This window comes from Fodinicola feengrottensis (assembly GCF_010993775.1).
Classification (GTDB): domain Bacteria; phylum Actinomycetota; class Actinomycetes; order Mycobacteriales; family HKI-0501; genus Fodinicola; species Fodinicola feengrottensis.
This window is the reverse complement of sequence record NZ_WOTO01000028.1, coordinates 1-21,369: the sequence shown is the minus strand read 5'-3', so window position 1 is coordinate 21,369 and position 21,369 is coordinate 1. Positions and strand designations below refer to the sequence as shown.

Annotated in this window: 29 protein-coding genes and 1 pseudogene; 18 read left to right on the top strand and 12 right to left on the bottom strand. The window is 63.7% G+C overall.

The window, feature by feature from the left end; translation table 11 throughout:
• Positions 1 to 100 precede the first annotated feature (100 nt).
• From GNX96_RS24535 to GNX96_RS24510, 6 genes are all read left to right on the top strand, one after another.
• Positions 101 to 307 carry a helix-turn-helix domain-containing protein gene (locus GNX96_RS24535; protein WP_163569887.1) on the top strand — a complete coding sequence of 69 codons (207 nt, stop codon included), beginning with the start codon at positions 101 to 103 and terminating at the stop codon, positions 305 to 307.
• Positions 304 to 576, top strand: coding sequence for a hypothetical protein (locus GNX96_RS24530; protein ID WP_163569886.1), 273 nt, complete (start codon positions 304 to 306; stop codon positions 574 to 576). Before GNX96_RS24535 ends, GNX96_RS24530 begins: the two co-directional genes overlap by 4 nt.
• A 106-nt stretch (positions 577 to 682) precedes the next feature.
• Positions 683 to 811, top strand: coding sequence for a hypothetical protein (locus tag GNX96_RS54850; protein ID WP_279581368.1), 129 nt, complete (start codon positions 683 to 685; stop codon positions 809 to 811).
• Positions 812 to 825: 14 nt separating this feature from the next.
• Positions 826 to 3,372 (top strand): PEP/pyruvate-binding domain-containing protein, encoded by a 2,547-nt coding sequence (locus GNX96_RS24525; RefSeq protein ID WP_279581367.1) that lies wholly within the window; start codon positions 826 to 828, stop codon positions 3,370 to 3,372.
• Between the two features lie 655 nt (positions 3,373 to 4,027).
• Entirely contained in the window at positions 4,028 to 4,360 is a 333-nt protein-coding gene (locus GNX96_RS24515) for a rhodanese-like domain-containing protein (RefSeq protein ID WP_163569885.1), read from the top strand.
• Positions 4,361 to 4,473: 113 nt separating this feature from the next.
• The gene (locus tag GNX96_RS24510; RefSeq protein ID WP_279581366.1) at positions 4,474 to 5,415 is read left to right on the top strand and encodes a carbohydrate ABC transporter permease; all 942 of its coding nucleotides are present in this window, start codon (positions 4,474 to 4,476) and stop codon (positions 5,413 to 5,415) included.
• A 166-nt stretch (positions 5,416 to 5,581) separates the two neighbouring features.
• Here the strand turns inward: GNX96_RS24510 and GNX96_RS54845 are convergent, their stop codons facing one another.
• Complete coding sequence (locus GNX96_RS54845) at positions 5,582 to 5,800, bottom strand: hypothetical protein (RefSeq protein WP_279581365.1); 219 nt, start codon at positions 5,798 to 5,800, stop codon at positions 5,582 to 5,584.
• A gap of 74 nt (positions 5,801 to 5,874) precedes the next feature.
• Between GNX96_RS54845 and GNX96_RS54840 the strand changes: the two genes are divergently transcribed.
• From GNX96_RS54840 to GNX96_RS24495, 3 genes are all read left to right on the top strand, one after another.
• Positions 5,875 to 6,246: a carbohydrate ABC transporter permease gene (locus GNX96_RS54840; protein ID WP_279581364.1), complete on the top strand. Its 372-nt coding sequence runs from the start codon at positions 5,875 to 5,877 to the stop codon at positions 6,244 to 6,246.
• A 10-nt stretch (positions 6,247 to 6,256) separates the two neighbouring features.
• Complete coding sequence (locus GNX96_RS24500; protein WP_163569884.1) at positions 6,257 to 7,531, top strand: ABC transporter substrate-binding protein; 1,275 nt, start codon at positions 6,257 to 6,259, stop codon at positions 7,529 to 7,531.
• 75 nt (positions 7,532 to 7,606) lie between these two features.
• On the top strand, positions 7,607 to 7,915 hold the full coding sequence (locus GNX96_RS24495) for a hypothetical protein (RefSeq protein ID WP_279581363.1): 309 nt from the start codon (positions 7,607 to 7,609) through the stop codon (positions 7,913 to 7,915).
• 63 nt (positions 7,916 to 7,978) lie between these two features.
• On the opposite strand, the gene GNX96_RS24490 is transcribed toward GNX96_RS24495, so the two are convergent.
• Positions 7,979 to 8,305 (bottom strand): HNH endonuclease, encoded by a 327-nt coding sequence (locus GNX96_RS24490; RefSeq protein ID WP_163569883.1) that lies wholly within the window; start codon positions 8,303 to 8,305, stop codon positions 7,979 to 7,981.
• Positions 8,306 to 8,483: 178 nt separating this feature from the next.
• Between GNX96_RS24490 and GNX96_RS24485 the strand changes: the two genes are divergently transcribed.
• From GNX96_RS24485 to GNX96_RS24460, 7 genes and pseudogenes are all read left to right on the top strand, one after another.
• A complete protein-coding gene (locus tag GNX96_RS24485) occupies positions 8,484 to 8,813 on the top strand; it encodes a PadR family transcriptional regulator (protein ID WP_163569882.1) in 330 nt (109 codons plus the stop codon).
• Positions 8,814 to 8,862: 49 nt separating this feature from the next.
• Positions 8,863 to 9,384: a pentapeptide repeat-containing protein gene (locus GNX96_RS54835; RefSeq protein ID WP_279581362.1), complete on the top strand. Its 522-nt coding sequence runs from the start codon at positions 8,863 to 8,865 to the stop codon at positions 9,382 to 9,384.
• Positions 9,381 to 9,671, top strand: a complete 291-nt coding sequence (locus GNX96_RS54830; RefSeq protein WP_279581361.1) for a pentapeptide repeat-containing protein — start codon at positions 9,381 to 9,383, stop codon at positions 9,669 to 9,671. The genes GNX96_RS54835 and GNX96_RS54830 overlap by 4 nt, the downstream gene beginning before the upstream one ends.
• 10 nt (positions 9,672 to 9,681) lie before the next feature.
• Positions 9,682 to 10,458 (top strand): annotated as a pseudogene (locus GNX96_RS24475) (ABC transporter ATP-binding protein).
• Positions 10,455 to 11,219 carry an ABC transporter permease gene (locus tag GNX96_RS24470; protein ID WP_163569881.1) on the top strand — a complete coding sequence of 255 codons (765 nt, stop codon included), beginning with the start codon at positions 10,455 to 10,457 and terminating at the stop codon, positions 11,217 to 11,219. Before GNX96_RS24475 ends, GNX96_RS24470 begins: the two are co-directional and overlap by 4 nt.
• A gap of 90 nt (positions 11,220 to 11,309) precedes the next feature.
• The gene (locus GNX96_RS24465; RefSeq protein WP_279581360.1) at positions 11,310 to 12,257 is read left to right on the top strand and encodes an alpha/beta fold hydrolase; all 948 of its coding nucleotides are present in this window, start codon (positions 11,310 to 11,312) and stop codon (positions 12,255 to 12,257) included.
• Between the two features lie 45 nt (positions 12,258 to 12,302).
• Positions 12,303 to 13,139, top strand: coding sequence for a polysaccharide deacetylase family protein (locus tag GNX96_RS24460; RefSeq protein ID WP_279581359.1), 837 nt, complete (start codon positions 12,303 to 12,305; stop codon positions 13,137 to 13,139).
• 123 nt (positions 13,140 to 13,262) lie between these two features.
• Here the strand turns inward: GNX96_RS24460 and GNX96_RS24455 are convergent, their stop codons facing one another.
• Complete coding sequence (locus tag GNX96_RS24455; RefSeq protein WP_279581358.1) at positions 13,263 to 14,348, bottom strand: ATP-binding protein; 1,086 nt, start codon at positions 14,346 to 14,348, stop codon at positions 13,263 to 13,265.
• On the opposite strand from GNX96_RS24455, the gene GNX96_RS54825 reads away from it, so the two are divergent.
• On the top strand, positions 14,341 to 14,742 hold the full coding sequence (locus GNX96_RS54825) for a hypothetical protein (protein ID WP_279581357.1): 402 nt from the start codon (positions 14,341 to 14,343) through the stop codon (positions 14,740 to 14,742). The two genes, GNX96_RS24455 and GNX96_RS54825, sit on opposite strands and share 8 nt — an antisense overlap.
• Before the next feature lie 15 nt (positions 14,743 to 14,757).
• Here the strand turns inward: GNX96_RS54825 and GNX96_RS24450 are convergent, their stop codons facing one another.
• The 9 genes from GNX96_RS24450 to GNX96_RS24415 form a co-directional block, all read right to left on the bottom strand.
• The gene (locus tag GNX96_RS24450) at positions 14,758 to 15,645 is read right to left on the bottom strand and encodes an alpha/beta hydrolase (RefSeq protein ID WP_390624135.1); all 888 of its coding nucleotides are present in this window, start codon (positions 15,643 to 15,645) and stop codon (positions 14,758 to 14,760) included.
• 58 nt (positions 15,646 to 15,703) lie between these two features.
• A complete protein-coding gene (locus GNX96_RS24445; RefSeq protein ID WP_279581355.1) occupies positions 15,704 to 16,495 on the bottom strand; it encodes an alpha/beta fold hydrolase in 792 nt (263 codons plus the stop codon).
• Positions 16,496 to 16,506: 11 nt separating this feature from the next.
• Positions 16,507 to 17,046, bottom strand: coding sequence for a hypothetical protein (locus tag GNX96_RS54820; protein ID WP_279581354.1), 540 nt, complete (start codon positions 17,044 to 17,046; stop codon positions 16,507 to 16,509).
• The gene (locus tag GNX96_RS54815; protein WP_279581353.1) at positions 17,018 to 17,740 is read right to left on the bottom strand and encodes an LLM class flavin-dependent oxidoreductase; all 723 of its coding nucleotides are present in this window, start codon (positions 17,738 to 17,740) and stop codon (positions 17,018 to 17,020) included. The genes GNX96_RS54820 and GNX96_RS54815 overlap by 29 nt, the downstream gene beginning before the upstream one ends.
• Positions 17,741 to 17,824: 84 nt before the next feature.
• Positions 17,825 to 18,451 carry a cytochrome P450 gene (locus GNX96_RS24435; protein WP_163569877.1) on the bottom strand — a complete coding sequence of 209 codons (627 nt, stop codon included), beginning with the start codon at positions 18,449 to 18,451 and terminating at the stop codon, positions 17,825 to 17,827.
• 258 nt (positions 18,452 to 18,709) lie between these two features.
• A complete protein-coding gene (locus GNX96_RS24430) occupies positions 18,710 to 19,117 on the bottom strand; it encodes a cytochrome P450 (protein ID WP_163569876.1) in 408 nt (135 codons plus the stop codon).
• Positions 19,107 to 19,256, bottom strand: a complete 150-nt coding sequence (locus GNX96_RS24425) for a hypothetical protein (RefSeq protein WP_163569875.1) — start codon at positions 19,254 to 19,256, stop codon at positions 19,107 to 19,109. Before GNX96_RS24425 ends, GNX96_RS24430 begins: the two co-directional genes overlap by 11 nt.
• Positions 19,235 to 19,693: a hypothetical protein gene (locus GNX96_RS24420; protein WP_163569874.1), complete on the bottom strand. Its 459-nt coding sequence runs from the start codon at positions 19,691 to 19,693 to the stop codon at positions 19,235 to 19,237. The genes GNX96_RS24425 and GNX96_RS24420 overlap by 22 nt, the downstream gene beginning before the upstream one ends.
• A gap of 10 nt (positions 19,694 to 19,703) precedes the next feature.
• Positions 19,704 to 20,360: a hypothetical protein gene (locus GNX96_RS24415; RefSeq protein WP_163569873.1), complete on the bottom strand. Its 657-nt coding sequence runs from the start codon at positions 20,358 to 20,360 to the stop codon at positions 19,704 to 19,706.
• A gap of 485 nt (positions 20,361 to 20,845) precedes the next feature.
• On the opposite strand from GNX96_RS24415, the gene GNX96_RS24410 reads away from it, so the two are divergent.
• Positions 20,846 to 21,369: VC0807 family protein (locus GNX96_RS24410; RefSeq protein WP_279581352.1), on the top strand; the 524-nt coding region annotated here is incomplete at its 3' end.

The window sequence follows — 21,369 nt, the reverse complement described above, 5'->3', positions numbered from 1 at the left end:
AAACCGCGACCGCGCTGGGTGCGACCAGCGTCACCGTTGCTGACGACGGCGTGACCAAATATGCTTATCTGGTCACCGCGTTCAGATGGAGGTGTGAGACGTGCCGGAGAACCGTGGCGTACGGGCCGAGCGAGTCCTCGACGCGGCCGCCGAGCTGATCGTTCGGTGGGGCTACGACAAGACCACGATCGAGGACATCGCGCGCGCGCGCCGCGGTCGCGCGAAGGGCACCATCTACCTGCACTGGAAGACCCGTGAGGACCTCTTCATCGCGCTGCTGCGGCGAGAGAGCGGGTGGCCCTCATGACCGATGTCCAGCAGCGCGTCGCCGGAGACCCGGCGGGCGCGACGTTGCGTTCGGTGATCGAGAAGATCGCGGTCGCGTACGTCCGACGCCCGCTGCTCAAGGCGGTGTTGCTGCGCGACATGGAGGTGATCGGCAAGCTGTCCCGCCAGCGGGAACTGCAGCGGACGCCGAAACTGCAGCGCGCGGGCTGGCTCGCTATGTGGCCGATCTTCGGGACCTCAAGCTGGTGCGTACGGACCTCGACCTGCACGCGCAGCTGGCCGTCCTGAGCGCTGTCTTTCTCGGGTTTTTTCGGCACCGCCGCGGTGATGCCGGCCGAGTACGCGCTCGGCGAGGAGCAGATGGCCGCGCTCAGCGCGGAAACGGGTGGCCCGGATGTTGGACCGCGGCACCGCGTTGGACGACGGGGAACGAACGGCGGTCGCGGACATCACCGACCGGTTCCTGGCCGGTACGCTCGCCGAAGAGCGGGCGAAATACGAGCAGATGTCCGGTTTAGAGTAGGGGGGGTGCTCTTCGTGAGCGAGGAACGTTTCGTCGTACCGCTGGACGATCCGGCCGCCGAGCTGGCGCTGGTGGGTGGGAAAGGGGCGTCGCTGGCCCGGCTGGCCGTCGCCGGTCTACCGGTGCCACCCGGATTCCACCTCAGCACCGCTGCCTATCGCGCTTTTGTCGCGTACAACAGCCTGCAGGACCAGATTTTGGCTGTGATCCAGGAGAATCAGCCGGATGCCGCCGCCGAGCGGATCGCCGCGCTTTTCGCCGCCGCGGAAATTCCGGCCGAGCTTGTCGAGGCGATTGTCAAGGCGTATGCGCTGCTGGGGGACATCGCGGTCGCGGTACGTTCGTCGGCCACCGCGGAAGACCTGCCGGAGCTGTCTTTCGCCGGCCAGCAGGACACTTATCTCAACATTCGCGGGGAAACCGCGGTGGTGGACGCGGTGAAGCGATGCTGGGCGTCCTTGTGGACCGCCCGTGCCATCGGCTATCGGGCCCGTCATCAGATCGGGTCCGAAGACGTGGCCTTGGCCGTTGTCGTACAGGAACTGGTGCCAGCGGACGCGGCCGGCGTGATGTTCACCGTCGACCCGGTGACCGGGGATTCCAGTCAAGTGCTGATAAATGCGGCTTGGGGGCTCGGCGAGGCGGTCGTCTCCGGGCTGGTCACTCCGGACACTGTCGCGGTGGACCGCGAGTCCGGCGCGGTTGTGCACCGCCGTACCAGCGAAAAAGCGGCGATGACCGTACGGACCGCCGACGGCACCCAGGAACAGCCGGTGCCGGTCGAGCTGCGTCGAGCCGAGGTGCTCACTGATCGACAGGCCTGCGAGCTGAGCGTTTTGGGCGTACGCATTGAAAAACTCTACGAGCGGCCGATGGACATCGAATGGGCTGTGCACCAGGGGCGGCCCTTCATCGTGCAGGCCCGGCCGATTACCGGCCTGCCAGCCAAAAGTCTGGCACTGGAGGCTTGGAACGACAGTCTGGACGGCGACTATCTCTGGACCAACGCGAATCTCGGTGAAGCGGTGCCGAGCGTCATGACGCCGGCCACCTGGTCGTTGATGCGGATTTTCATGAGTTGTGCGATGGCGACCACGGCGATCGACGGGATGCTTGGCTACGGCCAGATCGGCGGCCGGCTCTACATGAACCTCAGCATGTCGCTGTCGATCCCGGCCCGGTTCGGAGTCACCCCGAAGCGCATTCTGGGCATGATTGGTGATGTTTTCGGTCGTATCCCGGAAGGTGTTCAGCTGCCGATAGTCCCGCTGCCGCGAGTGTGGATGCTGCGCCGGCTGATCCCGACTTCGCTGGCGGTGGTCAAACGCGTACGGGCGAACAAGAAAATCCTGCCCGAGCTGCTGGCGGCCGCACCGACCAGATTCCAGGGCATCCGGGCCCGGATCGAAGCCGCCGCGACGCCGGCCGAGCTGGGCAAACTCTGGGACGCTCAGGTCCACGACTATTTCCTGCAGTCCAGCTATTTGCTCGAAGCGGCCACCAAACTGGAGTCCGGCCCGCTGACTTTCACTCGTACGCTGCGCAAACTCGTCGGTGAAGCCGACACGAACGCGCTGCTGACCGGCCTGAACGCGGGCAGCGGCGGGTTGGCCAGTCTTGGCCCGCTGCTCGGGTTGGCGCAGGTCGCGCGCGGTGAGATGGACGCGCAGACGTACGCACGAGACCACGGTCACCGGTGCCCGGACGAGTTCGAGGTCTCGGTGCCGCGACCGGCCGAGGACCCGCACTGGCTGGACCGCCAGCTCGCTGGTTTCGCTACCAATACTGTCAAACCCGAGGAGCTGCTGGCCCGTCAGCTGGCCGCTCGCACGGCCGCCTGGGAGCGGCTCGAACAGCGTTTCCCCAAGAAAGCGCCAAAAAAAATCGCCAGACAGCTGGAGCACGGTGGAAATGTCGCGCGGGGCCGCGAACATGCCCGGTCAGAGGTGATTCGCGGGTTCTGGGCGATGCGGATCTTCCTGCTGCGTGCCGGCGAGTTGACCGGTCACGGCGACGACGTCTTTTTCCTGAGCCTGGACGAAACGCTGGCACTGCTGGCCGGCGATGAGCGGGCTTTGGCGCAGGTGCCAGCGCGCCGCGAAACGTACCGCCGCTATAGTGCGCTGCCGCCGTACCCGGCTGTCATCCGTGGCGCGTTCGACCCGTTCGAGTGGGCCGCCGACCCGGACCGGCGCGGCGATGTCTTTGATGCCACCGATGCGGTGCATCCGGTCAGTGACGCCGTCACCGGTTTCCCCGGCGCGCTGGGAGTGGTGGACGGTGTCGTACGCGTCCTCACCACCATGGACGAAGGCGATCAGCTGCAACCGGGCGAGATTCTTGTCACCACAGTCACAAACGTCGGCTGGACCCCGCTCTTCCCACGCGCCGCCGCGGTCGTCACCGACGTGGGCGCGCCACTCTCGCACGCCGCCATCGTGGCCCGCGAGCTGGGAATCCCGGCCGTTGTCGGCTGCGGCAACGCCACCATGCGGCTGCACACCGGCGACCACGTACGCGTCGACGGCGAACACGGCACCGTCACCCTGCTGGCCGGGTAAGAAGCACGGCCAGCGCCGCCCGGTCGGGCAGAGTTTCGCGCAGATGCTGGTAAAAAACTCGGCGCTCAGCGGGGCCAGCAACAACTCCGCGCGGACGTGCGGGTGATCGACCGACAACTCGTGGAACAGGGTGGTCAGGTGCAGGCGCCAGAACTGGTACGAGCCACCGCGAAAGCGGGCACCGAGGCTGTTTGTCTCTGACATCAGCACGAGATCTCCGTGCTCGTCGAGGAATTCGGCGTACGCGCTGACAAAAGCCTTGATGCGTACGTCCGCTGGCGCGCCCGGCCCGAGCGGCGGCGGTCCGTTGAGGATCGCCGCCTGCAGTTGGCGCTCCTGCTCGTCCAGCAGTGCGATCGCGAGGCCGCCCTTGTCGCCGAACCGGCGGTAGAGGGTGCCCTTGCCGACGCCAGCGGCGGCCGCTACGTCGTCCATCGACACTTCGGCCACTCCGCGCTCGGCGAACAGTCGCTGGGCGGCGGCCAGCACCTTCAGCCTGTTCCGGGCCGCGTCGGCCCGTTCGACCACCACGCCGGAGCCGAGCACGGGCAGGCTTCTTGACGATCCGGACTGTGGTCCGCTAACGTCTCCAGACATGAACCGGACTCTAGTCCAGATGGGCTCGGGTCACCATCACCGACACGAAGGAACGACCATGACCGCGACCATTTCCCGCCACGAGCTGCAGAAGCTCATCGACACCGACGCCGTCACCGTGGTGGACGCGCTCGGTGGGTCCTACTACGAGCGTGCGCACCTGCCCGGCGCTGTCCCGCTGGTCGAGGCTGACCTCGCCGTCCAGGCCGGTGCGGTGCTGCCGGACAAAACCGCCGCCATCGTCACGTACTGCTCCAACACCGCGTGCGCGAACAGTGGTCGGGTGGCCGCCGGGCTGGAGAAGCTTGGCTACACGAACGTCCGCAAATACGCCGAGGGCATCCAGGACTGGACCGAGGCGGGGTTGCCGGTCGAGGGCAGCGGAGTGTGACCCTGCTTGACAATCTCCCTCGCCGTTCGGTAAGCAGCGCTTGAAGTTTTGCTGGATCCGTCGTCATCGGGGGCCGCCGTGATCGCTTGTCCGTACGCGCCCATGGCGTCCTCGTGACGACCGAACAGGTCGCCGCGCCGGCCGTAAGGCCGCCGGTCCGCGGTCGCTCCAGCGGTGGCCGGCAGCCCAAAGGCGACCTGTGGCTGCTGGTCCTGCCGGCCCTCGTCCCGATCCTGCTGCTCAGCGTGGTCCCGCTGGTGCAGGGCATGGCGCTGGGTTTCACCGACTCCAAGCTCGGCCTCGGCGCCACCACGCGGTTCACCGGCCTGGACAACTTCGGCCGGCTGTGGGGCAACGACCTGTTCTGGAATTCGTTCCGGATCGGGGTGATCTGGGCGGTCGCGGTGACCGGCCTGCAGTTTCTGTTGGCGATGGGCTTGAGCCTGCTGCTGAACGAAAACCTGCGGTTGCGGTGGCTTGTCTGTACGCTCGCACTCACTCCCTGGGCGATGCCGCCGGTGATCATTGCCATCACCTGGAAACTCCTCCTGGACCCGACCGTCGGGCCGGTCAGCTCGACCCTTTCGGCCGCCGGGTTGGTGGACGGTTCGGTGAATCTGTTGGGAGACTTCCGGTATGCGTTGCCGGCGGTCATCGCGGTCGGTGTGTGGGTGGGAATGCCGCAAACCACCATCACACTTTTGGCTGGCCTGCAGTCAATTCCGGCCTCGCTGCACGAAGCCGCTGCCGTCGACGGCGCTGGCGCCGTGCGGCGGTTTTTCAGTGTCACACTCCCGCAACTGCGTCCGGTGATCGTCGCGATCACCGCGCTGGACGTGATTTGGAATTTCAACTCCTTCGCGCTGGTGTACGTCCTCACCGCCGGCGGCCCGGGCGGGCAGACCATGTTGCCGATGCTTTTCGCGTACAACGAGGCTTTCCGCTACGGCCAGTTCGGTTACGCCTCGGCGATGGGCGACGTGATGGTCGTGTTGGTCGTCATCGTCATCGTGCTGATCGTCTACCTCCGATCGACGTTGCGAGGGACCAAATGAACCGGACACCGCTCGCCGGCCGGATCGCGCAGTACGTCGCTTTGGCCGCATACATGGTCTTTCTGGCCTTCCCGCTGCTCTGGCTGCTCTCGGTTTCTTTGAAGAGCCCGGCCGAGCTCGCCTCGGTCTCGCCGCACCTGATCCCACGCGGATTCGATTTCGGCAATTACGTCGAAGCCTTTACCCAGCAGGGCTTGCCCGGCGCGGCCTGGAACAGCACCGTGGTGGCGATTGGCAGCATGCTGCTGACCATCGTGGTGGCGTTGCCCGCGGCGTACGCACTGGGGCGGTTTCGCAGTGTGTTGGGACCGATCGCGACCATGTGGATCCTGGTCAGCCAGGTCTTTCCGGTGGTGTTGATCGCGATCCCGCTCTTTATGATCATTCGCGGAATTGGTTTGCTCAACACCCTTCCCGGGTTGATCCTGGTCTATTTGGTGTGGACGTTGCCCTTTCGCGTTGTGGATGCTGCGCGGGTACGTCAGCGCGCTGCCGATCGAGCTGGAGGAAGCGGCTGCGGTCGACGGCGCCAGCCGGCCGCGGATCCTGCTGAGCGTGGTGCTGCCGCTGCTAAGGCCAGGCATCATCGCGACCGCGATGTTCGCCTTCATCTCCGCGTGGAACGAGTTCTTTTTCGCTTTGGTGCTGCTGAAAAGCGACACGCTCACGCTGCCGCTCGTACTGGCCCGGTTCGTCGGCGCGGAAGGCAAGGTGAGCCTCGGACCGCTCGCCGCGGCCTCGGTTTTCGCCACCCTGCCGAGCCTGGCCATTTTTGCCATCGTCCAACGGCGGTTGACTTCCGGCCTGCTCGCGGGCGCGGTCAAGGGATAGGGGAGTTCGGATGAAACGACGGGCGCTGATGGGCGCGTTGGCCGGTGCGGCGGTGTCCGGGCTGGTGGCCGGCTGCGGCGGTGGTGATGCGGAGCTGAGGAACGGCGTGGTGACGCTGTCGTTCCAGAGCCTCGCGTACCAGAAACCGACCATCACCGCGGTCAAGAAGATCGTTTCGGACTGGAACAAGGCGAATCCGAAGATCCAGGTGACGTACCAACAGGGCAGCTGGGACGCCGTGCACGACCAACTCGTCACCCAGTTCGCCGGCGGCACCGCCCCGACGATCATCCACGACGAGGCGGCCGACATCGCCGGCTTCGCCCAGCAGGGCTTCCTCGCCGACCTCGGGCCGTATCTTTCCCCGGACGTCAAGGCAAACGTGCCCAAGGGCATCTTGGACACGGTGACCACGGACGGCAAGACGTACGCGGCGCCGACCCTGTTGCAGTCGTACGTTGTCTTCGCGAACACCGATCTGCTGCAGAAGCAGGGCGTGACCGTACCAACCGGCGGCACGATGAGCTGGGAAACCCTGGCCGCCGCTGCGAAGCAGGCGACGAAGGGTGGGGTCTATGGCCTCGGCTGGGGTCTGAAACAGCCGACCGCCGCGGTGATGAGCCTGGCACTGAACTTCGGCGGCAAGTTCTTCACCGGGGCTGGACAGGACGCCAAGGTTTCCGTTGGTGACGCCGAAACGCAGGTGCCCAAGCGCATCCACGACATGGCCTACGTGGACAAATCCATCGCCTTGACCACCCTGACCCAGTCCGGCACCGACATCCTTCCCGACTTCTACGCTGGCAAATACGCGATGATCGTCGCGGGCAGCTACGTCGCCCAGCAGATCACCGAAGAGGCACCGAAAACCTTCCACTGGCAGGTGCTGCCAGGCCTCGCCGGCACTTCACCCAACCAGGCGGCCGATCCCCAAACGCTGTCCGTTTCGGCCACCAGTAAGCACATTCCCGAGGCGACCCAGTTCATCAACTATTTCATGAAGGCGCAGAACCTGGCCGCGGTCGGCCAGGGCGACTGGCTGATCCCCACCACCGGCCCGGCCCGCGACGCGATCTCCCAGGCCACCGGCGGGAAATCCGGCTGGTCGCAGACCCTGGCCGGCGCCACCAGCATGACCGACGCGCCCTTCCAGTCCGTCACCAACTACCCGCGCTGGAAAGACCAGATCGCCACCCCTGCCTTTCAGCAATATCTCGGAAACAAGATTACCCTCGACCAGCTGACCGGACAACTCACCAAAGGCTGGTCCCAGGTCAACCAATGACTTTTGGACCAACAACGGAAACCAGGCGCGTGGACGACGACTTTTCTGAGCTGAGGCACGAGTTCGAGGCAGCTGATGGCAGCTTCCTCATCGGGCTGCGCTCCCCCGCTGGAATGGGATCGAGCGGCCTTCAGCCGTTTGGAACAGGCGATGCGAGCGGCCTGCTCGCGATGCCAAGGTCAGGATCTGTTGGAGCGGTGGATGGCCGACGGGTTCCACTACGTCAGTCGATTCGTACGGGACTGGACATCGCACCCGAACTTTCCCCGACCCGAACCGCTGAGCTATCACCACGACTGCCTCGAACGACTGGACGACCTCGCCGACTGGTTCTTCCACGGCAGCCACAATTACCAGGATCCGCACGTGTGGCGGGACCTCTAAATGCCTGGTTACCTGCGGCGCGTCAGCCAGCGAACCAGCCAGCCCGCCGTCCAGCAGACACGCTTAGAACGGTGGCGGTGGGTATTCGTCGTTGGGCGTCACGTCGTACATACGACCGGTGGGGCTGGTCCAAAGGAACCGGCCTGGCGTCGGCTGGGTGACCGTCCAGCCGTGTTCCTTGATGTCGTTATGGAATTTGCAGGCTGGTCCGGCACTGTCGTACGCGGTCTTGCCTTCCGGTTCGCGGAAGGGGATGGTGTGGTCGAATTCCCAGGTCGCCGCTGGTCGGTTGCAGGCGGGGCCACAGCATCGTTGGTCGCGTGCGTTGACCAAGTCGCGTAGCGCCTTGGTGGGGCGATAGCGCGTACGGCCATAGCCCGCGGAGAACACTGAGTTGCGGATAGGTCCGTGACTGTAAGACCGACGCTCCTCCTTGACCGCTTTGCAGGGCGAGCCCGAGCCGATTCGCCGGGTTCCACCCGTACCGCACGCCTCCAGGTACCAGGTCGCCGCCAGTACCTTGACAGGCACAGTACTTGGGCGTACGTTGTGCATCGGAGGTGGTGAGATGAGCGCAAACAGGATCACATCCGATTTGTTGCGTGGGAATACCGACACGATGATTTTGCGACTGTTGACGGAGTCGGACTGCTATGGCTACGAGATCGTCAAGGTGATTGCCGAGCGTTCGCACGGTGAGTACGAGCTGAAGGAAGCCACGATGTATTCCAGTGTCCGGCGCTTGGAGACGGACGGCGACATCACGTGGTATTGGGGCGAGGGGTCCCAAGGTGGCCGGCGCAAATACTTCCGGATCACCGACAAGGGCAGGGCGACCTATGCCCGCAATAAGAGCAACTGGGAGTACGCGAAGCGCGTGCTTGACACATTGGTCTGAGGAGACAAATCGATGAGCGACAAACTGAACGAATACGTGGACGGCGTTTTTGCTCCCGTACGAGGGTGCGAAGAGCATCACCGAGCTGAAGGCCGACCTTCTCGCGGATCTACACGAACGGTTCCTTGAGCTCAAGGCTGAGGGCAAGGACGACGCGGCGGCTTTCGAGTTGACCATTGACAGCATTGGCGATATCGAGCAGACCGTACGAGAGGTCTCCAACCTTTCTCGATCGCTCGAGCGTCAACTGGTGACGAGGTTCGATGCCAGTGATCTGAGGGGAAGCGACTTCGCCGGCGTGGTGGCGCCGAACCGGAAGTTCGAATCGAGCGCGTTGCGCGGCTCCGATTTCTCTCGCGCGGATCTGACCGGCAGTTCATTCAAGAGCAGTGATGTGGCGGACTCGAATTTTGACGGCGCTAATCTCACCGATGTGAACATGTCGGTGATCGACCTGTCCCGAGCAACATTCCGTGGCTCTATACTGGTGCGTACGGACTTCAGCAAGTCAGGTCTGAACGAGGCCCGATTCGCCGAGGTCGCTCTCACGGACGTCAAAAGCTCCGCATGACCGACCTGCGGCGCACGACTTTCGAGAACTGCACCTTCACCGGAGTAGATTTCACCGCCTCCGATCTGCGCGGCGTGAACCTGGATGGGGCGGTCTTCACCAGCGTGAAATTCGACAAGACGGCGATGACCGGTGTCACGTTCCGTGGCGCGATGCTGCGGGATGTGTCCTTCCGTTACTGGAGCAAGAAATACCGCACTGTTTTCGATGGAGCCCGAATGGACAAGCTGACGTACGCCGGTCTCAAGGGCATGGGTGCGGACCTGTCAAACGTGATCGTGGAATAGGGAGTTAAAAATGCAGGAGAAGGGCGTGGCGATCCAGGTTCACGGATTGCGGAAGTCCTATAAGGAAGTGCAAGTGCTGAAGGGTGTCGACTTCGAGGTGGCGAGCGGAAGCATTTTCGCCCTGCTCGGATCCAACGGCGCGGGCAAGACCACGATCGTGCGAATCCTCAGTACTCTGCTCAAGCCGGACGAGGGCACGAGCCGTGTAAACGGATTCGACGTGCTGTCGGAACCGGCGCGGGTAAGGGAATCGATCAGCCTGACCGGCCAGTTCGCGGCGGTGGACGAAGTTCTCACCGGCCGGGAGAACCTGATCATGATCGCCGAGCTGCGGCGGGTGAAAAGGTGCGCGCAAAGTGGCTGACGATCTGCTCGTACGATTCGGCCTCGCCGACGCCGCGGACCGCCGGGTGTCGACATATTCCGGCGGCATGCGCCGTCGCCTTGACATCGCCATGAGTCTTATCGGCCGCCCGCCGATCATTTTCCTGGATGAACCGACCACCGGCCTGGATCCAGAAGCCCGCATCGAGGTATGGCAGGTGATCCAGAACCTCGCTGACAGTGGGACGACCGTGTTGCTGACGACCCAGTATCTCGACGAGGCGGAGAAACTCGCCGACCGGATCGCGATTCTGCACGAAGGCACAATCATCGTGTCCGGCACGTTGGCGGAGCTGCGAAAGCTGCTCCCGCCGCCGGCGAGGTCGAATACGTGGAACGGCAGCCCACCCTCGAGGAGATTTTTCTGGCGATAGTCGGAAGCGACAAGAAGGCGCAACGATGAACACATCTTTCTTCAACAGTACGCGCGTGATGGTCAAGCGTTCCATGCGACACGTCACCCGCAGCATGGACACCATCATCACGGTGACCATCATGCCGATCGCCTTCATGCTGTTGTTCGTATACGTCCTGGGCGGCGCCATCAAGGCGGGCACTGACAACTACGTGAACTACCTGCTGCCCGGCATCTTGCTCATCGCGATTTCCAGTGGCATTTCCTATACTGCTTTCCGCCTGTTCAACGACCTGAAAAGTGGCATCTTCGAAAGATTCCACTCGATGCCGATCGCCCGTTCGTCGGTGCTGTGGGGGGGACATGTCCTGACCTCGTTGGTGTCCAACGCCATATCGGTCGTGGTCATTATCCTGGTGGCACTCGTCATGGGTTTCCGCTCGTCTGCCGGGGTGCTGCCGTGGCTCGCAGTGGTCGGCATTCTCGTACTCTTCACGATGATGCTGACCTGGATAGCGGTGATCGCCGCGCTGTCCGCGAAATCCACCGACGGGGCGATCGCCTTTTCGTATCCACTCATCTTCCTTCCATTCCTCAGCTCGGCGTTCGTGCCCACCGCTTCGATGCCGGGACCAGTACGCGTCTTTGCCGAAAACCAGCCGGTCACCTCGATCGTCAACACGATCAGAGCGTTGTTTGAGCAGCGGCCAGTCGGAAGCGACATCTGGATAGCTCTCGCCTGGTGCGTGGGCCTTCTTCTTGTCGGCTATGTGCTCGCCGTCGTGGCTTACCGTCGCAAAATCGCCTGAGACAAGCGGATCGGCCGAGAGAACCAGATCGCTTGGGGACAGGTCCCGGGTGCGCGTCGTACTGTCCCGAAAACGGAAGGGACGGGTGTGATGCGCGGAAAATGGTGGATGGCGACAATGGTCGCCGTGGTCTTGGTGATCGTCGGGTTTTCGCCTGGTCAGGCTGCCGCGGATGGCCCTGATCGCTGGGAGATCAGTCCCGGAGTGACATTGCCGTACTACGCCAGCTATCCGCTTTCCGGCTCGTCCAAGGTCACCGGCGCGGTGGTCGTCATCCATGGCACCGAGCGGAACGCGGAGCACTACTTCGAGCTGACGCAACGGGCCGCGGCGGCGTTCGGCGACAAGGCCGAGATCGTCGCACCCTGGTTCCAAACCAACGACGACAAGCCGTCCAGTTCGGACGCGTACTGGACAAATGGTGGCGATGGATCGTGGAAGGACGGCGGCGACGCGGTCCGACCGAAGGGCCTCAGCTCGTACGACGTGATCGACCAGATCCTGCGGAAGCTGGCGGACAAGTCGACATTCCCGCACCTGACGAAAATCACCCTGCTGGGACATTCAGCCGGCGCGCAGTTCATCCAGCGGTACGCGGCGGGAGCGCCATCGATTGCCGCCAACATCCACATTGTGGTGGCGAACCCGTCGTCGTACCTCTATTTGAACTCCACACGGCCGGCCAGTACGTCGGGTTGCTCGGACTACAACGACTACAAGTACGGCTTGGATAATCGCAATCGCTACATGCGGACGTCGAGCGACGAGAAGAAGATCGTGCAGCAGTACACCTCGCGTCAGGTGACCTACCTGCTGGGTGAAGCCGACACCGTACAGAACGGCGACATGGACGAGTCGTGTCCGGCGAATGCTCAGGGCGAGAACCGTTTTGAGCGGGGAAAGTTCTACTTCTCGGCCATTCACTCCGCCTATCCGTCGGCTCCACAGGATCTGTCGACGGTGCCAGGGGTCGGCCATGACAACGAAGCGATGATCAACTCGGCGCAGGGTAAGGCCGCGATCTTCCGCGGTTGGTAACCCGGCGAATTCGCTGGACGGACCACAGATAATAGGACCATGAACGTGACAGAGCTGTTGGGGTTTCCGGCTGATGCCCGGTTGCTCATTCTCAATCTTGACGACTTCGGGATGTATCCGGCGATCAACGCAGCCGTCGTACGCTCGATCGAGGACGGGATTGCCACCTCGTGCAGCCTGATGGTCCCGTGCCCGGCCGCGCCGGCGGCGATATGCCTGCTCAGGGACCGACCGGAGATCCCGTTCGGCATCCACTTGACCCTTTTCTGCGACACGACCGACTATCGTTGGGGACCACTGAGCGCCGCTGAGAAGGTGCCATCGCTACTGGACAAGACTGGTGCGTTGTTCACCCCCAAAGAGGTTCCCACGCTGCTTGCCCAGGCGCACCTCGACGAGGTCGAGCTTGAGTTCCGTGCGCAGATTCGCGCTGTAGTCGACGCGGGCCTGACACCAACGCATCTTGATTGGCATTGCCTCGCCGACGGCGGTCGTACGGATATTCTGGAGATGACGGTGTCGCTGGCCGCGGAATACGGTCTGGCGGTGCGGATCTGGCTCGAACCCGCGTTGGGGCGATTCCGGGAACAGGGCTTGCCGGTTGTCGATCACGATTTCCTGGACAGTTTCAGCCTTGATCTCGATGGCAAAGCGGATCGTTATGCGCGCTTGCTGCGTGAAGTGCCAAGGGGGCTGACCGAGTGGGCCGTGCATCCGGGGATGGGGGATGCGCAGGCTCAGGCGATCGATCCCGGTGGTTGGCGCGTACGAAGAACCGACTACGAGTTCCTCATCTCATCGCTGGCCAGGGAAATCCTTCAGGAGGAGGAAATCTTCGTCACGGACTATCGAGCCGCCCAACGAATCTGGCCTGGGCCTTGATTTGGCCCGGTAATCGGCCCAGTCCTGGGTGATGCCGGTTTTGTCATTACCGCAGTGATCCCCGGCGCACCCAGACCGACTTCTGGATCACCGAACCCGCCATCTCAAATCAAAGACGGACCACTAGCCCGGCCAGGCCGCGATCAGGTCATCCGCGGTGAAAGAGCGGATCGGAAGATCGCCAGCCGGAGTTCGACTCACCGCGATGGGCTGGGTTTGTGGATCGACACCGGGAATCATTGCCATGTCCCGTACCAAAGTGTGGTGGTCGTGGAGGTCGAAAGGTGTGCTGGCGTGCCATTTGATACTCCCGACGAAAAGAATCTTCCCGGCGACGCCCGCGCGGTCCGCGCCCACCAGGTCGACTTCGGGATTGTTCTGGCGATTCCACCAGCCACCGACAGCCTCCACCTCCGGCCAGCCAAGTTCCGGGGCGAGGCGCAATAATGCCTCCCTTACCACCGGCTCCACCGCGCGACCCCCCCACGCTGTCCACGAGCGCTTTACTTGGCGTATCAACAAATCGGCTCGGCCTCGCTCCACCAGTGAAAGCCCTGAACGCAGAAACGCCAAGTAGAACCGAAGATAGGGGTCGGCGACCCGATAGCGTCGGTCCTTCTCCGCTGGCTTGGTGGACAGCGGTGTCTCTGCGGCGACCACTCGCTTTGCTTCCAACAACTGCAACGAGTTCGTCAATGAGCTGGCCGCCATCTGGTCGGTGCCGGTCGAGAGCTTTCCGCGGATGCCGCTCCAAGTTCGTTCACCATTGCCGATCGCGGCCAAGACGTGTTGCGCTTGTAGATGGGCGGGGAACTCGGCGGCCAGCGAGCGTTCACCGGAGACGAGAAGAGCTGAGGTGGGTTCGCTCAGTGTTGCGCAGAGGAAGGCGTCGAGGGTGTCGCCAGGCGTCCATTCCTGACAGACCAAGGGAAGTCCGCCGGTGACAAGAAAAGCGTCGATAGCATCGGCGGCCGGCAGCGCCAGCATCGACCCGACCTCGGCCGGGCTCAGCGGTGGGAGCACCATCACCGTGCCGCGTTGGTGGAATGGCCGTTCGTAGTCGTCGAGGCGCTCCATCATCGCGAGATCCGAACCAATCAGCACGAACAAGACCGGCTTTCGCGACAGGAGGGTGTCCCACGCTGTTTGCAGCGCCCCCTCCAGACTGGGGTCCGACTCCAGCAACCATGGCAGCTCATCAATGACCACGATGCTGCCCTGGTCGTCGGGCAACGCGGGCCAACTGACGAAACAGCGCCATCCAGCTGGACAAGACGGCTTCTGGTGCGAAGAGATCCCGCCCGGGAAGGCGCGATTCCGCTATGGCGGCGGCGAAATCGGCGCGTTGGCTGGCCGGGCTCGCGCCCTGGCTCGCCTGGAAGAAGACCGATGGCACACCGGATCGTTCGCAGAACACCTCGACGAGGCGGGATTTTCCGACCCGGCGTCGCCCACGCAGCAGAACCGCGACGCCAGGCAGGTCACGGTGTCCATCTTGGACACGGCTGAGCAGCCTCTCAAGCCGGCCAAGCTCGGTCGTACGGCCGACGAATCCACCAGTCATCGAGTTAACTCCTGTCGACTGAACTACAGTTCAGTGTAGTTCAGTCGACAGGAGTTAGCTGGCGAAGGCTGCGCGGAGAGCGGTGCCGGACTTCGCGACCGCGTCCCGGGCCGTGTCGAGCACACCGGTCATCTGGAAGAAGCCGTGGATCATGCCCTCATATTCGACAGTTTCGGTGGGCACGCCGGCGTCGGCGAGCCTCTTCGCATAGGCGGTGCCCTGATCGCGGAGCGGGTCGAATTCGGCGGTGATCACCAACGCCGGCGGCAGTCCGGAGAGGTCGGCGGTGACCGCGGGAGAGACCAGCGGATCGGCGATGTCGGCCGGATTCTCCAGGTAGTGATTGATGAACCAGTCAATGAAAGGTCTCGTCAGCAGGTAGCCTTCGGCGTTCTCGATCATCGACGGGCTGTTGTCGGCCGCGTCGGTCCCCGGGTAAATCAGCAGCTGCAGAGCCAAAGCTGGCCCGCCGCGGTCTCGCGCGAGCTGTGCCACCACGGCGCTCAGGTTGCCGCCGGCACTGTCGCCGCCCACGGCCAGCCGAGATCCGTCGCCACCGTAGTCGCCGATATGCTCGGCGACCCAAGCCGCCGCCGCGTACGCATCAGTGACGCCGGCTGGGAAGGGATGTTCGGGAGCGAGCCGATAGTCGACCGACACGACGACGCAGCAGTCGGCGGCCACCGCCAGCGATCGGCAGGTGCGGTCATGGGTCTCGAGGCTGCCGATCACCCATCCGCCACCGTGGTAGTAGACCAGTACGGGCAGTGGCTTTCCCTCGGACGGCGTGTAAATCCGAACTGGGACAGCGCCGTTCGGGCCTGGAACCGAGGTGTCGACGACCGAGTGGACTGGGGTCGCTGGGCCGGCCAACTCGCCAAGTTGGCTCATCATCTCGCGGTTTTGTTCGACGGTAAGGTCCTGCGGTGGCGGCCCTTCGATTTGGCCATTTCCTCGAGCAGGTAGCGCACCTGGGGGTGCAGCGGCATCCGAACTCCTGTCAGCGTAGGAAGGCGAGCACCCGCTCGCGTACGGCTTCGATGGCCTCCAGCTGCACGAGGTGCCCGGCCCCATCGATCAGAACAGTGTCGGATTTCGGCAGCAGAGCGGCGAAAGACTCGGCGTAGACCGGTGGCACCAACCGGTCTTCCCGGCCCCACACCAGCAGCGTTTCGGCTCGTACGCGATGAAGGCGGCGCTTGAGCCCTTTGTCCGGGATGGGCCAGATGAAGTGCAGGATGCTCGCCATCCGCATGGCGGCCTCGAAAAGTGCCAGCGGGTCGTCGGCCGGTGGGGACAGGCCGATCGCCAGCGGGCCGGTCGGGTCCGCGAGCAGCAATTCGGGCAGTCGGGTGGCCGGGGTCGCCGCCAGGTCCAGGATCGGTGTGTCGTCTCGCCACAGCCCGAGTGGCGCGAGCAGGGCGAGTTTTCGGACCCTGCGCGGACTGTTCGCGGCCAGCTCGGCGCCGACCATGCCACCGAAGGAATGTCCGACCACCGCAGTGGTTTCCAGGTCCAACACGTCCAGCAGTTCGTCGTAATAGAGCACCAGATCCCAGATGCCACGCAACTGGCGAAGAGCGTCCTCATCTCTGGCGCCGGGATGCTCGGCCGCGTAGACAGTGTGCTCGGCGGCGAGCGCTTCCAGGAATGGATCCCAGCTGAGCCCGCCGGTGCCGTGCAGGAAGAGCACCGGATCGCCCTTCCCGGCAACCAAAACTCGGCCTTGAAGCTTTCCACCTGCCAACGGCAGAAGTCGTTCGGTGACGTGTGCGGGTGCGGCGATCGGCATTGTCATCCCCCTCAGACCGCCGCGGCATTGCGGTCGGCAGCGCCTTTTGGCCACCATTTGTGGTCCCAGCCCTCGTCCGCCCACAGTTTGCGCAGCCGCGGCAGCACTTCCTCGGCGAACAGCGTGATGTTCTTGACCGTCAGGTCATGCGGCATGGAGCCAATCTGCAGTAAGGCGTGCAAATTTCCCACCCGCAGCCCCTTCGCCACCTCGATGAGCTGTTCCGCGACGGTGTCCGGGCTGCCGCCAATCACGAAGCCTCTTTCGGTCAGCGTCTTCCAGTTCTTCTCTTCGGCGGCAGCCGCGGCGAGGTCGCCGGGCTGGCCGGTCCGGATCGCGAACTCGGCACTGCGCCGGGTCCGGTAGCCCGGAGCAGTCATGAAATGCGACGGGATATGCAGGCATTTGTTGAAGAAGTACGAGCAGTGATCGAGATACTCCTGCTCGGCTCGCTCGTCGGTCTCCGAGACACAGATCAGCTGGCTGAAGCCGGCTCTGTATGGGTTGCGGTCAACGCCGAGCTCATCCATTTTCGCCCAGAAGCCGTCCATCAGTTTCTTCGCGAACTGATAGCCGAAAAAGCTGAGGTAGCTGTACGTAAAATCGCGGTGCGCGGCGAGTTCCCAGGTTTTCCACCGAGCCACCGCCGGCTAACCACACGGGCGGGTATGGCTTTTGCAGCGGCTGTGGCCAGGGGTTGACATATCGGAGTTGGTTGAATTCGCCGTTGAAAGCGAATGGTCCTTCCCGCGTCCAGGCCTGGATAATCAGGTCAACCGCCTCGCGGAACCGTGGTCGCGTCTCGGTTGGCGTGATCCCGTAACAGAAGTTGACGTCCATCGAAGTGCCGACTGGGAAACCGGCCAGCAGCCGGCCGCCGGTGAGCACGTCCAACATCGCGAATTCCTCGGCGACCCGGGTGGCTGGCGAGTAGAGCGCGAGAGTGTTGCCCAGCACGCAGATCGCGCTGTTATTGGGCGTACGACGGGCAAGCGCGGCGGCCATCAGGTTCGGCGAGGCCATGAAACCATAGCCGTTCTGGTGGTGTTCGTTGACACCAACACCATCGAAGCCCAGCTTGTCCGCCAGCTCCAGCTCGTCGAGATTCCAGTTGTAGTACTGATGGACCATCGCCGGGTCGCAGAGCGTGGTGTTCGGTGGCGTCACCCAGATGCTTTCGTGCTGTTGCTCGAAGTCGGCCGGGAGGTCCCTATACGGCATCAGGTGGAACATGATCGCCTTCACGCTGGACCTCCGGTCGCGCGGTGCCGCGGTTCACCTGTCACAGGCTATGTAACGTCCCGTCGCGATGTCTGTCAACGGCCCTGGTCAAGCCCGTCGTTCGACCCGCATCTGGAGCCGCGACGGAAGCAGCGTGGCGGAGGCCTTTTCCTTGGTGTCGCCCACCGGAACCAGCCGCCACTGGGCTGCGATCGTGCTGGTCACGGTCGCCATCTCCAGGGTGGCGAAGCCCTCGCCAACACAGTTCTGTGGCCCCGCACCGAAAGACAGAAAGGCGTGCCGCGGCGCCTGCGCCGCGCGCTCGGGCAGCCAGCGGTCCGGATCGAAGCGGTCGGCGTCGGCGTAGCTGGCCGGGTCTCGTTGCACCGCGTAAGGGCTGAAGAGCACCTGGGAACCGGCGGGCAGTTCGTACGCACCAAGCTGGAGCGGCTCGCGTACGCGCCGAGAGACGAGCCACGGCGGCGGGTAGAGGCGCAGCGTTTCGCGGGCAACCCGGTCGACAAAGGCCGAGTCGCCGGCCTGGACCTGGCGTTCCGCGTCCGGATGGGCGCCGAGCGCGTGCCACAGCCAGGCCATCGCGTTGCCGGTGGTTTCGGTGCCAGCGAACAAAAAATTGACCACTTCGTCGCGGACCTGGTTTGTCGTCCAGGGCCTGGCCTGTTTCCGGGTCGCGGGCGTTGAGCAGCAGCGACAACAGGTCGCCGTTGTCCACACCGGCCGCCCGATAGCGTTGGACCACCTGGTAAACCACGCTGCGTAACCGGTTGTTGGCCGCGGTGAAGCGACGGTTGGCCGGAAGCGGAAGGCTTTCCAGCGTACGATTGGAAAGCAGCACGCGCCACGCGACGCCCCGAAGGACCGCGGGCAGGTCTTGCTGGATGGTGGTCACCGCATCGCTGCCCAAGTCCGCCGAGCACAGTGCGCGGGCAACGATTGTCAGTGCCAGGGCGCGCATCGCATCGTCGATCGCGATCACGTCGCCCGGCCGCCACTGCTTGGCTTGGTCAGCTCCAACGTCGCCTCGCGCATGGTGACTTCGTGCTGTGCGACGCGTTCGCGGTGAAACGCCGGCTGCATCAGCCGGCGCCGGTCTCGATGTGCTGTCCCACTGGTCGTCGCCAGCGAATTTCCCCGCAGGGTGGCCAACTTCTCGTATTGCACACCCTTGTCGAAATGCCCCGCGTCGGCTACCAGGACCCGCCGGATCAGGTCCGTGTTATGCACTAAATAGGCCGGTGTGGTGCCCAAGTAGACGGTGGAGACATCACCGAATTGGCGCAGTGACCGGACAAACGGCAGCGGTCTGCGCACCAGCGCTGGCAAGTGTCCCAGCAGCGGCAAACGGCCGGGTGCGACCGGAATTTCCTGGCTAGACGGCATAATCGCCGGCCATGTCATAGTCGTCGTACGCCTGGGTATACATCTTCTCGTGGAAATCGACGAATCGTCTCGCCATCACCGTCGTCCGGTGATCGTGCAACCGGCCGTCGAGGTCGGTCAGCTGCTCGCCGAATGCCACCTTGTTCCTGGCGTAGAGATCAGCGAAGAAATCAAGGCCATTGGCGAAGGCGTCCATGCCCGTCCGGAGACTGTCGGACCGATAAACCTCGTAAAGGCAGATGTTGAACTCTCTCCGTTGAGCAGGTCCTTGCGGAACCGGTTGAGCACCGGTTCGTTGACCGCTTTGGTCAGCAGGGAGATGGCAGTGTCCAAAGGCTCGGCCCGGTCTCGCAGGTGCTGGAGGAACGCAGTTCTTTCGGTCCTGGGCATGAGCAGCAGCGGTGTCCCAATGTCATTTTGCAGGCGTACGAGCAAAGACCCGGTGTCGAAGGCGGCCAGCAGCGATCCGTCGTCGAGAGCCGCGTGATAGCCCGGATCATCTCCCAGGATTTCCCCGAAAACGGTGCCGAAGTAGCCGAGAGTGGGGGTGACCAGGATGGTTTGCGTGCTGGTCAAAACCAGGTCGTCACGGGACAGTCGAAGGGTCGTGAGCGTGCGGTCGACCGCCTCGTAGCGCTCGATCGTCCGGGCCCGCATCGCTGGTTCCGCGTGCGTGCGTGCCGGCGAGCGCGGCGAGCACATCCCGGCCGGATTCGATGTTGGCGACCAGCCCGCTCCACACCGTGTGTTCGAGCACGTCGAGATCCAGGTTTCCCACGCTGGCCGCGTACTTCTGGGCGATGGTGGAATGGAACCGCTCAGCGAGACTCTGCGCGAAACTGGAGACCTGGTGGGTGGGCGCTTTCAGGTGTGCGAGCAGCTCGGTGGCCGGCCGGGAGGTGGGATGGCAGAGGTCGTCGGCCGCGACGGTGTCGAACGCGACGACCAGGTCCCGCAGCTCGGAGTCGTCGTCGGCGCGTACGTCGGCAAGCCCGAGGCTCAGGTTGTCGGAGACCACTTCGAAAACCTGGTAAAGGTTTACCGGAAGCGCCTGGTTTACCAACGTAGGCCAGTCGTCATTGCCGCCAATGTCGGAAAGCACCGCGGTGGTCAAATGGGCGAGCTGATCCAGCGCGATGATCCGGCAGAACAGCGCCTGGTCTGGATTCTGGTCGGACAGTGCCCATCGGAAGTAGTCCCGGTGGGTGGTGTCTGGCAGGTAGCGATCAAGGTTCGCAGCCAATGCGTCACGAGTAGCACGCAGAGCGTAACGACGTCTTTCGATGACATTTGTCATGGCGTGTTTTCCCGCTGTCAGGGTCGAACGGACGGCCTTACCTGGCACTACTGCGCCGCCAGAATAGTTATTTTCCCGGCCGCTGTCGATGGTTTCCGGTGGTCACTGGTGAGGCGAATCAGGGAGACCAGCGTCCCGCATCCACCGATTGGTTGACGGGGACTGTCGGTTGGTGGACGGAGTCGGTCAGTGGACCGGCGGTCGCATCGTCGCGGCTTGGCCGATTCGCCAAACCGTTCCACCGGCGATGCTCGATGTATCAAGCCCGCCGACCAAGGAGCCAGTACGATGACCAGTAAACGCACCACCGTCGCGGAGCCTCGAGCCAGCCGGCTCGATCCACGGATCGCGGCTTTGCTGCCCGCGTTGTTCGACCTCGCGGTGCCAACCCTGGTTTTCTACGGCCTGCGCTCGGCCGGCGTCGGCTTGTGGTGGGCGCTGGTTCTCGGAGGTCTGGCGTCGTACGGATCGTCTGGGGGATCGTACGGAACCGCAAGCTCAACGGCATCGCGCTGTTCACGATCAGCATGATGGTGGTGGGCAACGCCATCTCGTTGCTCACCGGTGATCCGCGACTTTTGCTCGCAAAGGAAGCTTGGATGACGATGGTCGTCGGGTTGTGGATGCTCTCGTCACTTTTCGCCCGGCAGCCCGTCATCTTCACCGGCGCCAAACTGATGATGCCGAGCCAGCAGGCCCGTGACGACTGGGAAGAGTCGTGGACTCATCCCGAATTCCGGCATGTCATGCGGGTTGGCACAGTGATTTGGGTGGTGCTTCTGTTCGCGGACACCGCCGTCCGGGTCGTGATGGCTTACACGCTCCCGGTGGACCAGGTGCCGGTACTGAACGTCGTCACTTGGATCGTGTTGATCGCGGCAATGCAGGTTTGCGTCCGTGCGTACGGGAAAAATCTATGCACGCGCGACACGCCTTCAAGATGGTCGGCCCGAAG